At 63.1% G+C, this 13,305-nt stretch carries 12 protein-coding genes; 9 read left to right on the plus strand and 3 right to left on the minus strand.

Going from position 1 to position 13,305, the window contains the following annotated elements; translation table 11 throughout:
- Positions 1-1,059 (minus strand): biotin synthase BioB, encoded by a 1,059-nt coding sequence (bioB, locus tag ACF8Q6_RS01115; RefSeq protein WP_392490208.1) that lies wholly within the window; start codon positions 1,057-1,059, stop codon positions 1-3.
- Between the two features lie 89 nt (positions 1,060-1,148).
- Here bioB and ACF8Q6_RS01120 point away from each other — a divergent pair, with 89 nt between their 5' ends.
- From ACF8Q6_RS01120 to rarD, 4 genes are all read left to right on the plus strand, one after another.
- A complete protein-coding gene (locus ACF8Q6_RS01120) occupies positions 1,149-1,880 on the plus strand; it encodes a phosphoribosyltransferase family protein (protein ID WP_392490207.1) in 732 nt (243 codons plus the stop codon).
- 49 nt (positions 1,881-1,929) lie between these two features.
- On the plus strand, positions 1,930-2,694 hold the full coding sequence (locus tag ACF8Q6_RS01125; protein ID WP_392490206.1) for a TOBE domain-containing protein: 765 nt from the start codon (positions 1,930-1,932) through the stop codon (positions 2,692-2,694).
- 158 nt (positions 2,695-2,852) lie between these two features.
- The gene (locus tag ACF8Q6_RS01130) at positions 2,853-3,827 is read left to right on the plus strand and encodes a serine/threonine protein kinase (RefSeq protein ID WP_004577117.1); all 975 of its coding nucleotides are present in this window, start codon (positions 2,853-2,855) and stop codon (positions 3,825-3,827) included.
- 64 nt (positions 3,828-3,891) lie between these two features.
- Complete coding sequence (gene rarD / locus ACF8Q6_RS01135; RefSeq protein WP_392490205.1) at positions 3,892-4,779, plus strand: EamA family transporter RarD; 888 nt, start codon at positions 3,892-3,894, stop codon at positions 4,777-4,779.
- A 328-nt stretch (positions 4,780-5,107) separates the two neighbouring features.
- Here the strand turns inward: rarD and ACF8Q6_RS01140 are convergent, their stop codons facing one another.
- Complete coding sequence (locus ACF8Q6_RS01140; protein ID WP_014755109.1) at positions 5,108-5,626, minus strand: glycine cleavage system protein R; 519 nt, start codon at positions 5,624-5,626, stop codon at positions 5,108-5,110.
- A gap of 449 nt (positions 5,627-6,075) precedes the next feature.
- Between ACF8Q6_RS01140 and ACF8Q6_RS01145 the strand changes: the two genes are divergently transcribed.
- Positions 6,076-8,253 (plus strand): malate synthase G, encoded by a 2,178-nt coding sequence (locus ACF8Q6_RS01145; protein ID WP_003255621.1) that lies wholly within the window; start codon positions 6,076-6,078, stop codon positions 8,251-8,253.
- A gap of 44 nt (positions 8,254-8,297) precedes the next feature.
- Here ACF8Q6_RS01145 and ACF8Q6_RS01150 read toward each other — a convergent pair whose 3' ends face one another.
- Positions 8,298-8,843: a response regulator gene (locus ACF8Q6_RS01150; RefSeq protein WP_392493675.1), complete on the minus strand. Its 546-nt coding sequence runs from the start codon at positions 8,841-8,843 to the stop codon at positions 8,298-8,300.
- Positions 8,844-8,959: 116 nt separating this feature from the next.
- Between ACF8Q6_RS01150 and ACF8Q6_RS01155 the strand changes: the two genes are divergently transcribed.
- The 4 genes from ACF8Q6_RS01155 (at position 8,960) to ACF8Q6_RS01170 (ending at position 13,279) form a co-directional block, all read left to right on the plus strand.
- Entirely contained in the window at positions 8,960-10,897 is a 1,938-nt protein-coding gene (locus tag ACF8Q6_RS01155) for a putative nucleotidyltransferase substrate binding domain-containing protein (RefSeq protein ID WP_004577115.1), read from the plus strand.
- Positions 10,894-11,604 (plus strand): PolC-type DNA polymerase III, encoded by a 711-nt coding sequence (locus ACF8Q6_RS01160; RefSeq protein WP_392493674.1) that lies wholly within the window; start codon positions 10,894-10,896, stop codon positions 11,602-11,604. Before ACF8Q6_RS01155 ends, ACF8Q6_RS01160 begins: the two co-directional genes overlap by 4 nt.
- 203 nt (positions 11,605-11,807) lie before the next feature.
- Complete coding sequence (locus ACF8Q6_RS01165) at positions 11,808-12,326, plus strand: RNA polymerase sigma factor (protein ID WP_233691728.1); 519 nt, start codon at positions 11,808-11,810, stop codon at positions 12,324-12,326.
- Positions 12,323-13,279, plus strand: coding sequence for a FecR domain-containing protein (locus ACF8Q6_RS01170; protein ID WP_392493673.1), 957 nt, complete (start codon positions 12,323-12,325; stop codon positions 13,277-13,279). The genes ACF8Q6_RS01165 and ACF8Q6_RS01170 overlap by 4 nt, the downstream gene beginning before the upstream one ends.
- Positions 13,280-13,305: the final 26 nt, after the last annotated feature.

Below are 13,305 nucleotides of genomic sequence, written 5' to 3' on the forward strand. Positions count from 1 at the left end.
TCAGGCTGTCGCGGCGTCGTAGAACATCTCGCTGCTGCGCTGCTCGACCAGCGCTTGCTCGATGGCTGCCTGGTGCACTTCGTCGGCGTGCTCTTCACGCGCTTCGGGCTTGATGCCCAGGCGCGCGAACAGCTGCATGTCCTTGTCGGCCTGGGGGTTGGCCGTGGTCAGTAGCTTTTCGCCGTAGAAGATCGAGTTGGCGCCCGCCATGAAGGCCAGGGCCTGCATCTGCTCGTTCATCTGCTCGCGGCCGGCGGACAGGCGCACGTGAGACTTGGGCATGAGGATACGGGCCACGGCCAGCATACGGATAAAGTCGAACGGGTCGACGTCCTCTTCCTCAGCCAGCGGCGTGCCGGCCACCTTGACCAGCATGTTGATCGGCACCGACTCCGGGTGTTCCGGCAGGTTGGCCAGCTGGATCAGCAGGCCGGCGCGGTCATCCAGCGATTCACCCATGCCCAGAATGCCACCAGAGCAGATTTTCATCCCGGCATCGCGCACGTAGGCCAGGGTCTGCAGGCGCTCGCTGTAGGTACGCGTGGTGATGATGCTGCCGTAGAACTCCGGCGAGGTGTCGAGGTTGTGGTTGTAGTAGTCCAGACCCGCGTGGGCCAGGGCCTTGGTCTGCTCCTGATTGAGTTTGCCGAGGGTCATGCAGGTTTCCAGGCCCATGGCCTTGACGCCTTTGACCATCTCCAGCACGTAGGGCATGTCTTTGGCCGACGGGTGCTTCCACGCCGCCCCCATGCAGAAACGGGTAGAACCGATGGCTTTGGCACGGGCAGCTTCTTCCAGCACCTTCTGCACTTCCATCAGCTTCTGTTTCTCCAGCCCGGTGTTGTAGTGGCCGGACTGCGGACAATATTTGCAATCTTCCGGGCAGGCGCCGGTCTTGATCGACAGCAAGGTCGAAACCTGCACGCGGTTGGGGTCGAAATGCGCGCGGTGCACGGTCTGGGCCTGGAACAGCAAGTCATTGAACGGTTGCTGGAACAGCGCCTTGACCTCGGCCAGGGACCAGTCGTGACGTGTTGTTGCAGTTGTGCTGGCGCTCATCGGCGTTTCCTTGTTTAGGCTGTAGCTGGCGCCGGGACAGGAAAGCCCGCCAGCGCATCACGGATAGCTCGCATAGTCATGGAAGGCCTATGAACTGTCAACTACACTGGAAGCGACTGGTTTACAAGTGGTCACTTATTAATCAGAAATGCTTGTTATGTGATGAGCCTGCCGAGCAGCATTACCCGCTGTGCATCACCTGCGAACAGGCGCTGCCCTGGCTGGGTGATCAGTGCCGGCATTGCGCCCTGCCCTTGCCCATGGCCGGCTTGACCTGCGCCCCGTGTGGCCGCGGCTTGCCGGCCTTCGATCAGGTCATTGCCCTGTGGCATTTCGGCTTTCCGGTGGACACGTTGATCAGCCGTTTCAAGCACAATCGCCAATGGCCTTTGGGGCGTCTGATGGCTGACCTGCTGGGGCAGGGGCTGCTGTATCGCTATGCCGAAGGGTTGCCTCGCCCTGACCTGCTGTTGCCTGTGCCTTTGGCCAGGCGTCGACTGCGCGAGCGGGGGTTCAACCAGGCGGGGATGCTTGGGCGGTGGTTGTCGTCGCACGTCGGGGTAACCTGCAACGAGCGTTTGCTGGTCCGCACCCGCGAGACACCGGCACAGCAACATCTGGGTGCCACGGCACGCCGGCGCAATTTGCGCCAGGCGTTCGCGGTCATGGGCAAACTGGAAGGCAAGCATGTCGCCATCGTCGATGATGTGTTGACCACCGGTGCCACTGCGCAGGCTATCGCCCAGGCACTGCGCAAGGCAGGTGCGCGGCGGGTGGATGTGTATTGCCTGGCACGTACGCCCAAACCGGGGTATGTATGACCAGGCGCGACCTGCCCATTCGTAAAGCACCCTTGTATACGGAACCCCCATGTCCCTACCCGCCCTACTCACCCAGCACATCGCACGCCGCCCACAGCGCATAGCGCTGCTGCAGCATATTGCCGAACAAGGCTCGATCACCCGCGCCGCCAAGGCCGCGGGTATCAGCTACAAGGCGGCCTGGGATGCCATCGACGAGCTCAACAACCTGGCCAGCCAGCCCTTGGTCAAGCGCAGCACCGGTGGCCGTGGCGGTGGCGGTGCGCACTTGTCGCCGGAAGGCGAGCGGGTGTTGCGCCTGTACCAACGGCTGCAGGCCCTGCAGGCACAAATCCTTGAAGCCGCCGAAGAATCCAGCGACCTCGACCTGCTCGGGCGCCTGATGCTGCGCACCAGTGCGCGCAACCAGTTGCAGGGCCAGGTCAGCGCCCTGCGCCCTGAAGGCCGGTATGACCGCGTCAGCCTGGCATTGAGCGGCGGGTTGGAGATCGATGCGCTGATCACCCACGACAGCACGGCGCGCCTGGAGCTGACAGTGGGAACAACGGTGGTGGCGCTGCTCAAGGCCGGGTGGGTGCGCTTGTTGGCGGAGGGGGAAGAGGCCGAAGCGGGGAGCAATTGCCTTTGCACGAAGGTGGAGGAAGTGCTGGCAGAGGTCGATGGGCCCAGTGAAGTCAGGCTGGCGTTAGGCAACGGGCAGACCCTGTGTGCAATGGCTGATGCGCACTGGTTGGCTGCCCAGCAGGTCGTGGATGGCAGTGTGGTGCGGGTACAGTTTCACCCGTCTTATGTGTTGATCGGGGTTCCCGCATAGTCTGGCCGCGCGGTGCGCGGTTCGCGGGCTTGCCCGCTCCCACAGGGACCGCACCACCCGATGCATCTGGGCCGTAATGTGCGGGCACGCCCGCGAAGGGGCCGACACCGGTATAAAGCGGTACCATGGCCCCACGCCGCTTACCCTCCGGAGCCACCATGTCCCACCCCTTCGACACCCTCACCCCCGACCTGGTCCTGGACGCAGTGGAAAGCCTGGGCTTTCTCAGCGACGCTCGGGTGCTGGCGCTGAACAGCTACGAGAACCGCGTGTACCAAGTGGGCATCGAAGACGCGCAGCCGCTGATTGCCAAGTTCTACCGCCCAGGCCGCTGGAGCGATGCAGCCATCCTTGAAGAACACGCCTTCACGGCCGAACTCGCCGACTGTGAAGTCCCGGTGGTTGCGCCCCTGCAGCACGATGACCGCACCTTGTTCGAACACAAGGGCTTCCGCTTCACGCTGTTCCCCCGTCGCGGCGGCCACGCCCCCGAGCCTGGCAACCTCGACCAGTTGTATCGCCTGGGTCAGTTACTTGGCCGCCTGCATGCCGTGGGCGCCAGCAAACCGTTCAAGCACCGCGAGGCACTGGCTGTGGACAACTTTGGCCACGCCTCGCTGAACACCTTGCTGGAGGGTAATTTTGTCCCGCGTGAATTGCTGCCGGCGTTCGAGTCCGTGGCCCGCGATCTGCTCAAGCGGGTGGAGGACATCTACGCTCGCACACCACACCAGCTCATCCGCCTGCACGGCGACCTGCACCCGGGCAACCTGATGCACCGTGACGAAGTGTACCACGTGGTCGACCTCGACGATTGCCGCATGGGCCCAGCGGTGCAAGACCTGTGGATGATGCTGGCCGGCAACCGCGAGGAGCGCCTGGGGCAACTGGCCGAGCTGATCGACGGCTACAACGAGTTCCACGACTTCGACCCGCGCGAACTGGCCCTGATCGAGCCCCTGCGCGCCCTGCGCCAGTTGCACTATAGCGCCTGGCTGGCAAGGCGCTGGGACGACCCCGCGTTCCCGCCCAGCTTCCCGTGGTTTGGCCAGCCACGCTACTGGGGCGACCAGATTCTCGCCTTGCGCGAACAGATGGCGGCGCTGGATGAAGCACCGCTGAAATTGTTCTAGAAGCACGCCCGCCTCTGTCTACAATAGGCGTCGCTTTATTTAGCAACCTAAGCAAGGATTCTGCATGCACGCCGCAAACCCGCGTCGCGGGTACATACTGGGCTTGAGCGCCTACATCATCTGGGGCCTTTTCCCCCTCTACTTCAAGGCAATCCAGAGCGTCCCCGCGGTGGAAATCATTGTCCACCGGGTGCTCTGGTCAGCACTGTTCGGTTCGCTGCTGCTGCTGGTGTGGAAACACCCCGCCTGGTGGCGGGAACTGCGCAACAACCCGCGCCGGCTGGGCATCCTGGCACTGAGCGGGGCACTGATCGCCGGTAACTGGCTGACCTACGTGTGGTCGGTGAACAACGGCCGTATGCTCGAGGCCAGCCTGGGCTATTACATCAACCCGCTGATCAACGTACTGCTGGGCATGCTGATTCTTGGCGAGCGCCTGCGCCGCCTGCAATGGCTGGCGGTGGGCATGGCTGCCGTGGGTGTGGCGCAGCAGGTGTGGCAAGTGGGCAGCCTGCCATGGGTGTCACTGGTGCTGGCGTTGAGCTTCGGCTTCTATGGGCTGATCCGTAAGCAGGCGCCGGTGGCGGCACTGCCCGGCCTGGTGGTGGAAACCTGGATGCTGGTGCCGCTGGCCCTTGGCTGGCTGCTGCTGCACCCGGCCGCGATGAGTGCCCAGGGCGCGTTCTATACCAGCAGCGAGGCGCTGTGGCTGATGGCGGCCGGGCCGGTGACGCTGGTGCCGCTGGTATGCTTCAACGCCGCCGCACGGCACTTGCCGTACACCACGCTGGGCTTCCTGCAGTACCTGGCACCGACCTTGGTGCTGTTGCAGGCTGTAGTGCTGTTCGATGAGCATTTGTCGTCGAGCACCCTGGCGGCCTTCATGTTCATCTGGGCAGGTTTGGCGATTTACAGCGTCGATGCATGGCTGAACTTGCGCAAACGTAGCTGATCAGAAAACGATCAAAACTCTGCAGGCCATGTAGCGCCTGGCCTGCAGAGACATCTCCATAGGTTATCCACACCCTCGTCCCCGCGCTTTGTGCACAAGCTGCTGATAATTGGCCATTTTTTGAGCAAAACAGTACAAGGCACGTGATACCTGGGCTGGAGAGGTACACCCCCAGGTTATCCACAGGGCCTTCCCCGTGATATCGGGATAACCGCAGATGGCCGCTTCGCGACACAAGGCCGCCCCACATTTGTCCGGTGTACTCAGGACCGTGTGGGAGCGGCCTTGTGTCGCGACAGGGCCGCAAAGCGGCCCCGGCAATTGCTGATCAATCCTCTGCCCGCAGCTTCAACTCCACCATCAAGTCATCCGCCAAGCTCTCAAGCTTCTGCTGCAGTTCATCCAGCGGCAAGGTCAACGGCAACGCCAGCAATGCGTCGGCGTGGAACAACGGCTCACTGCTCATCGGCGCCGGCTGCACGTCTGTGGAAAACCGCTCGACGTTTACCTGCAACTCGGCCAGCAAGCGGGTAATGTCCCGCACGATCCCCGGCCGGTCGTTACCCACCAGCTCCATGGCAATTGGCTTCCACGTGCATGACGGCTCGATCCCGCTCTCGGCAATCAGCACGCGAATGTCATACCTGGCCAGCCCCTGCAGCGAGGCCACAAGCTCGGCGTAATTCTCTGCCGGCACCGCCACCCGCAGAATGCCAGCAAACTGCCCGGCCATACGCGACATGCGGCTTTCCAGCCAGTTACCACTGTGGTCGGCGATGCACTGGGCAATACGTTCGACCTGGCCGGCCTTGTCAGGGGCAATTACAGTCAGTACAAGATGATCCACAAGCCCTTCCTCGTGTCGGACCGCGCCGGGCGGCAGAAAATCGGGGGATCGAGTCAGTATAGGCAAGGCGCGGCAACCTGCCGCAGGGCAATCTGCACAGCCAATCGTGTACTGTTTCAAGATTTATCTGGAACAATCCACCTGTTTTTTGCGAACATACCCACTCCCAGCGTGACCATACGCGACCAACGGGTCGCATAACGGCGCTTTTAGTCTGATTTTGCCCCGCCTACTGCTTCATGTAGTATCCCGTGGCGCGGACTACAAAACGTCGTTTGGATGTCTGCCAAGGCGCCTGTGAAAATACGCACACTGCCCACCAGCCTGTCTGGTAGGCCGCACCCAGCCGCCCCCGAGCATAACCGGTGGCATGCACTGGTGCCGTGTTTAGAGAAGCGCTACAGGCTTAATACAGAAGAGCGAAATAGCTGAGCAGAGTGAGGCAAGCAATGACTGGATACGTTCAAGTCGGTGGCCTTCAGGTCGCCAAGGTCCTGTACGACTTCGTGAACAACGAAGCCATCCCCGGGACCGGCATCGTCGCCGAGCAGTTCTGGGCGGGTGCAGAGAAGATCATCAATGACCTCGCTCCAAAGAACAAAGCCCTGCTCGCCAAGCGCGACGAGCTGCAAGCCAAGATCGACGCCTGGCACCAGGCACGCAAAGGCCAGGCCCACGACGCCGCAGCCTACAAAGCATTCCTCCAGGAAATCGGCTACCTGCTGCCACAAGCCGACGATTTCCAGGCCACCACCCAGAACGTGGACGAAGAAATCGCCCACATGGCCGGCCCACAACTGGTCGTTCCGGTGATGAACGCCCGCTTCGCCCTGAACGCCGCCAACGCCCGCTGGGGTTCGCTGTACGACGCCCTTTACGGCACCGACGCCATCAGCGATGAAGGCGGCGCCGAAAAAGGCCAGGGTTACAACAAGGTACGCGGCGACAAGGTCATCGCCTTCGCCCGCGCCTTCCTCGACGAAGCCGCGCCACTGGCCGCCGGCTCGCATGTCGACTCCACGGGGTACCGCATCGAAGGCGGCAAGCTGGTTGTTGCCTTGAAAGGCGGCAGCAACAGCGGTCTGCGCGACGATGCGCAACTGATCGGCTTCCACGGCGACGCCGCTGCGCCGACTGCCGTGCTGCTCAAGCACAACGGCCTGCACTTCGAAATCCAGGTCGATGCCAGCACCCCGGTCGGCAGCACCGACGCCGCTGGCGTCAAAGACATCCTGATGGAGTCGGCACTGACCACCATCATGGACTGCGAAGACTCGGTTGCAGCCGTAGACGCTGACGACAAAGTCATCGTCTACCGCAACTGGCTGGGGTTGATGAAAGGCGACCTGGCCGAAAGCGTGAGCAAGGGTGGCAAAACCTTCACCCGCACCATGAACCCGGACCGCGAGTACGCGGCGCCTAACGGCGGCAGCGTGACCCTGCACGGTCGTTCGTTGCTGTTCGTGCGCAACGTTGGCCACCTGATGACCAACCCGGCGATCCTCGATGCCCAAGGCAACGAAATCCCCGAAGGTATCCAGGACGGGCTGTTCACCAACCTGATCGCCCTGCACAACCTCAACGGCAACACCAGCCGCAAGAATACCCGCAGCGGCAGCGTGTACATCGTCAAGCCGAAGATGCACGGCCCTGAGGAAGTGGCCTTCGCCGCCGAGATCTTCAGCCAGGTCGAAGACCTGCTGGGCATGCCGCGCAACACCGTCAAGGTCGGCATCATGGACGAGGAACGCCGTACCACGGTCAACCTCAAATCCTGCATCAAGGCAGCCGCCGAGCGCGTGGCGTTCATCAACACCGGCTTCCTTGACCGCACTGGCGATGAAATCCACACCTCGATGGAAGCCGGCGCCGTGGTGCGCAAAGGTGCCATGAAGAACGAGAAGTGGATCGGCGCCTACGAAAACAACAACGTCGACGTTGGCCTGGCCACCGGCCTGCAAGGCCGTGCGCAGATCGGCAAAGGCATGTGGGCCATGCCTGACCTGATGGCCGCCATGCTCGAGCAGAAGATCGCCCACCCGCTGGCCGGTGCCAACACCGCTTGGGTACCGTCGCCAACTGCCGCCACCCTGCACGCCCTGCACTACCACAAGGTGGACGTACAGGCGCGCCAGCGTGAACTGGCTTCACGTACCCCGGCGTCGGTGGACGACATTCTGGCCATTCCGCTGGCTGCCGACACCAACTGGTCGGCCGAAGAGATCCGCAACGAGCTGGACAACAACGCCCAGGGCATTCTCGGCTACGTGGTGCGTTGGATCGACCAGGGCGTGGGTTGCTCGAAGGTGCCGGACATCAACAACGTCGGCCTGATGGAAGACCGTGCCACCCTGCGCATCTCCGCCCAGCTGCTGGCCAACTGGCTGCGCCACGGCGTGGTCAGCCAGGAGCAGGTGCTGGAAAGCCTCAAGCGCATGGCCGTGGTGGTCGATCAGCAGAACGCTGGCGACGCCCTGTACCGCCCGATGGCGCCGAACTTCGACGACAACGTGGCGTTCCAGGCGGCTGTGGAACTGGTGGTGGAAGGTGGCAAGCAACCGAACGGTTATACCGAACCGGTACTGCACCGCCGTCGCCGCGAGTTCAAGGCGCGTAACGGGTTGTAGGTAACATCGGCGCCAGGGGGCCGTTTTGCGGCCCCCTCGGCGCATCAGCCCATCTTCAGTTCTTTCCTCACCAGCTCCAACAGCTTACCCAAATCCACCGGCTTGAGCAGGAAGTCCACCACCCCCAGGTGCATCACATCCACTGCTTCTTCCACATCGGTGTCACCCGACACCACAATGATCGACAACGCCGCCCGCTCCGACGCGCGAATTGTCTTGATCAAGTCCAGTCCACTTTCAGGCTGCATGCGCAAATCGGTAATCATCAACCCGATACGCTTCTGGTAGTGCAGGTACAACCTGGCTTCCTCGGCCCCATCCGCCCCCACCGCATCAATGCCGCGGCTTTTCAGGTACAGGATCAGCGCCTCGCGGTTCACCGCGTTGTCATCCACCACCAGCACCAACGGTCTGGCTTCCACAGGCGCACTTTGGTTTATCACGGCCAAGGCCTCGCGCTCGGCGTCGCTCAGGATGTCGGTGTGCTCGGGCATGCTTGTCTCGTCAAAATAAATCCGCTTCAGCATTAGGACCGCATTACTTGCGTAACCCGTTTCGCCTTTCGTCGGGTCTTTGACAAGGGCGCTCATAGACTTACGTCCAATGGGCACCACCCCGCCGCAAGCCGACCATGGAGGCAGAGAACAACATGGCCGGTACCTATATATAGATATATATAGTTCGGCATAGCGATACGGTCAGTTTCATGAGCAAAAAGGACGCCTACAGCCAGGCGGGCAAGACAGCGGTACTGCAAAACATCCAAGGCACATTGCAGTTCCTGCAGCGCTTTCCGCCGTTCAATCAGATGGAGCACAGCCACCTGGCCTTCTTGGTCGAGCAGTGCCAGCTGCGCTTCTACGCCTGCGGTGAAAGCATTGTCAAACCTGCCGACGGGCCGGTCGAGCACTTCTACATCGTCAAGCAGGGCCGCGTGGTTGGCGAGCGTCAGCACCTGGCCAAACCGGGTGTCGAAACCACGTTCGAGATCACCAGCGGGGAGTGCTTCCCGCTGGCAGCCCTGCTGGGTGAGCGGGCAACCCGCACCGAGCACCTGGCCGGGGAAGACACCTTCTGCCTGCAACTGAACAAGGCCGCATTCATCCGCGTGTTCTCGATGTCTGAAGTGTTTCGGGATTTTGCCCTGCGCGGTGTCAGCAGCCTGCTTGATCAGGTCAATCAGCAAGTACGCCAACGCGCTGTGGAAACCCTCGGCACCCAATACTCGCTGAACACCCCCCTGGGTGAACTGGCCATGCGTCACCCGGTGGTGTGCAGCGCCCATACGCCCCTGCGCGAAGCCGTGCGGCTGATGCACGAGCAACAGGTGGGCAGCATCGTGGTGGTCGACCCGCAGCGCTACCCCATCGGTATCTTCACCTTGCGCGACCTGCGCCAGGTGGTGGCGACAGTAGATGCCGACCTGGGCGCCGCCATCGACCGGCACATGACCGCCAAACCGTTCTACCTCCCACCCCAGGCCAGCGCCTTCGATGCCGCCATGGCCATGACCGAGCGGCATATTGCCCATGTCTGCCTGGTGGAAAACGGACGCCTGTGCGGTGTGGTTTCCGAGCGCGACCTGTTCTCCCTGCAACGGGTCGATCTGGTTCACCTGGCGCGCACCATACGCCATGCGCCACGCCTGGATACGCTGGTTTCGCTGCGCGGCGAAATCAGCCAGCTTGTAGAACGCATGCTGGCCCATGGCGCATCGTCGACGCAGATCACCCAGATCATTACCTTGCTCAACGACCATACCGTGTGCCGGGTCATCGAACTGGCCCTGGCCGAACGTGGCGACCCGGGCGTGCCGTTCAGCTGGCTGTGCTTTGGCAGCGAAGGGCGACGCGAGCAGACCCTGCACACCGACCAGGACAACGGCATCCTCTTCGAAGCGGTCGACAGCGCCGAGGCCGACGCGATCCGCGCTCGCCTGCTGCCGCTGGCGCAATACATCAACCAATGCCTGGCCCAGTGCGGTTTCACCCTGTGCATGGGTAACGTCATGGCCGGCAACCCCGAACTGTGCCTGTCGCGCAGCGAGTGGGCGCGGCGCTTTGCCGGGTTTGTTCGCGAAGCCAGCCCGGAGAACCTGCTGGGCTCGAGCATCTACTTCGACCTGCGTGTGGTGTGGGGCGACGAGCAAGGCTGCGAGCAACTGCGCCAGGGCCTGCTGGCACAGGTAGCCGACAACCGCATCTTCCAGCGCATGATGGCTGACAACGCCCTGCGCCAACGCCCGCCGGTGGGCCGGTTGCGCGAGTTCGTACTGACACGCCAGGGCAACGACAAGGCGGCGACCCTCGACCTCAAGGTCCAGGGCCTGACGCCCTTCGTTGATGGTGCCCGTTTGCTGGCTCTGGCCAATGGCATAGCAGCCTGCAATACCCTGGAGCGCCTACGCCAACTGGTGGCCAAGGGCGTGATCGAGCCGTTGGACGGCGCCGCCTATGAAGAGGCCTACCACTTCATCCAGCAAACCCGCATGCAGCAGCACCAACGCCAGATACGCGACAACCTGCCTTACTCCAACCGGGTCGACCCGGACAGCCTCAACCACCTGGACCGGCGCATCCTGCGCGAGTCGCTGCGCCAGGCTCAGCGTCTGCAAAGCAGCCTGGCCTTGCGGTATCAGCTATGAGCCTGTTCGCCTGGCTGCGCCCCAGCGCGCCCGAGCTGGACCACGCCAAGCGCCAGCGCCTGGCCCGGTTGCCCAAGCCCGTGCCGCTGGGGGTATGTACCCTGCGTGAGCAGCGCTGGGTGGTGCTGGACCTGGAAACCAGCGGGCTCAACCCCAATCGTGATCAGGTACTGTCGATTGGGGCGGTGGCCATCGAAGACGGTGCCATCGACTTCGCCCAGCAGTTCGAACGCACACTGCACCGGCCTTTGCAGAAGACCAACGCCAGCGTACTGATCCACGGCTTGGGCCCCAGCGCATTGGCTGCCGGTTGCGACCCGGCCGAGGCCTTGCTGGATTTACTCGATTTCATTGGCAACAGCCCGGTGCTGGCGTTTCACGCGCCATTCGACCAGCGCATGCTGGCGCGTGCGCTGAAGGAGAGCCTGGGTTACCGCTTGCAGTCGCCATTCCTCGATGTTGCCGAACTGGCGCCGATGCTTAACCCCGACACAGTGCTGCGCGAGGCCGGGCTGGATGACTGGGTGGCACGGTTTGGCTTGCAGGTTGAAGAACGTCATCATGCCAGTGCCGATGCCCAGGTGACTGCAGAACTGGCGCTGATCCTGTTCAGCCAGGCCCGGCGCCAGCAGCTGGACAGCCCGCTGCAGCTGGAGCAACGGTTGCGCGGGTGGCGACGGCGCAAGATGCAGAGTCATGGTTTGTAAGGCGCGGGATTTGCAGCGCCGGTGAGATTGAGCGCCGCCCGCGCGGCGTATCGCGAGCAAGCTTGATCTCACCGGCGCCACATAACTCAAACCAAGCCCCATGATGGCAATCCGATAAGCGTCCATTGCACCCACCCCCTCCCCTCTGCAACAATCGAGAATAATTATCGTTAGTTAATGCATTCGTTCCGGGGGGACGCTGCTTGTCTTCTGCACAAAGCCCACACGCCGATCTGGTCGGTGCGCTGTACCGCGACCACCGCGGCTGGCTGCTCGCCTGGCTGCAACGCAGCATGGCCTGCCGCCAACGTGCCGAAGACCTGAGCCAGGACACCTTCGTGCGCCTGCTTGGTCGTGAGCAACTGGACACACCCCGCGAACCCCGCGCGTTTCTGGCCGCCGTGGCCAAGGGGCTGATGTTCGACCATTTCCGTCGCACCGCGCTGGAACAAGCCTACCTGGCCGAGCTGGCATTGATCCCTGAAGCCGAACAGCCCTCGCCAGAAATGCAGCACCTGATCCTTGAAGACCTCAAAGCCATCGACCGCCTGCTCGGCAAGCTGTCGAGCAAGGCTCGCGCGGCGTTTCTGCACAGCCGCCTGGACGGCATGGGCCATGCCGAGATTGCCGAGCGCCTTGGCGTTTCGGTGTCGCGGGTGCGCCAGTACATCGCCCAAGGAATGCGCCAGTGCTACGTAGCCCTGTACGGGGAGCCGACGTGAGCAACGTCCCGGTTTCGTCCCGGGTCCTGGAAGCCGCGATTGCCTGGAAACTCAGCCTCGGCGATAGCAGCGGCACGCCTGATGAACGCAGTGAATTCATGCGCTGGCATGCCGCCAGCGAAGAGCACGCACGTGCCTGGCGCCAGCTCGGCGCCATGGACCAACGCGTTAGCGCGGCGGCTGGCCCGGCACGCCAGGCGCTGCTGCAATCACGCGCCAGCCTGCGGCGACGCATTGGCAAGGTTGGCGGCGGGCTGGCTGGCACGTTTCTGCTCGGCGCGCTGCTGGCATGGGGCGGCGCCCCGTCGCTGGCACCCAGCTACTGGCTGGCCGACCAGCGCACCGCCACGGGAGAGTTGCGTACCTTGCGCCTGGAAGACGGCACACTGCTGAGCCTGAACACCCACACCGCCGTGGACATCGACTACGCCGGCGCGCAACGGGTGATCGTGCTGCACCAAGGCGAAATCTCGGTCGAAACCGGCCACCAGGATTCGCGCCCGCTGCTGGTACGCACTGAGGACGGTCGCTTGCGGCCACTGGGCACGCGCTTCCTGGTGCGCCGCGAAACCGACGGTACGCGCCTGGAAGTGCTACAAGCCTCGGTCGCCGCCATGCCGCATAACAGCGGCGACGAACAGGTGCTACGCGAAGGCCAGCAGGTGTTGATGAACGCCAACAGCCTCGGCGAGGTTGGCACGGTGCCTGCCGGTGCCGATGCCTGGACCCGCGGCATGCTGGTGGTCGACAACGTACGCCTGGGCGACCTGCTCGCCACACTGGGCCAGTACCGCAGCGGCTACCTCGGGGTGGATGCCAAGGTCGCCGACCTGCGTGTGACCGGCAGCTTCCCGCTGACCAACACCGACCTGGCGCTGGCCTCGCTGGTGCCGGCGTTGCCGGTGAAGATCGAGCGGCATACGCAGTGGTGGGTGAACGTCACGTCCAAATAGGCCGGGCCTGCTGGCCAATCTCCATC

The sequence above is a fragment of the Pseudomonas sp. GLN_2 genome (assembly GCF_043106005.1).
Lineage (GTDB): Bacteria > Pseudomonadota > Gammaproteobacteria > Pseudomonadales > Pseudomonadaceae > Aquipseudomonas > Aquipseudomonas alloputida.

Excerpts from the sequence above, each read along its gene's own strand:
- bioB (WP_392490208.1), bottom strand. The coding sequence starts at position 1,059 with ATGAGCGCCAGCACAACTGCAACAACACGTCACGACTGGTCCCTGGCC.
- ACF8Q6_RS01120 (WP_392490207.1), top strand. The coding sequence starts at position 1,149 with ATGAACTGTCAACTACACTGGAAGCGACTGGTTTACAAGTGGTCACTT.
- ACF8Q6_RS01125 (WP_392490206.1), top strand. The coding sequence starts at position 1,930 with ATGTCCCTACCCGCCCTACTCACCCAGCACATCGCACGCCGCCCACAG.
- ACF8Q6_RS01130 (WP_004577117.1), top strand. The coding sequence starts at position 2,853 with ATGTCCCACCCCTTCGACACCCTCACCCCCGACCTGGTCCTGGACGCA.
- rarD (WP_392490205.1), top strand. The coding sequence starts at position 3,892 with ATGCACGCCGCAAACCCGCGTCGCGGGTACATACTGGGCTTGAGCGCC.
- ACF8Q6_RS01145 (WP_003255621.1), top strand. The coding sequence starts at position 6,076 with ATGACTGGATACGTTCAAGTCGGTGGCCTTCAGGTCGCCAAGGTCCTG.
- ACF8Q6_RS01150 (WP_392493675.1), bottom strand. The coding sequence starts at position 8,843 with ATGAGCGCCCTTGTCAAAGACCCGACGAAAGGCGAAACGGGTTACGCA.
- ACF8Q6_RS01155 (WP_004577115.1), top strand. The coding sequence starts at position 8,960 with ATGAGCAAAAAGGACGCCTACAGCCAGGCGGGCAAGACAGCGGTACTG.
- ACF8Q6_RS01160 (WP_392493674.1), top strand. The coding sequence starts at position 10,894 with ATGAGCCTGTTCGCCTGGCTGCGCCCCAGCGCGCCCGAGCTGGACCAC.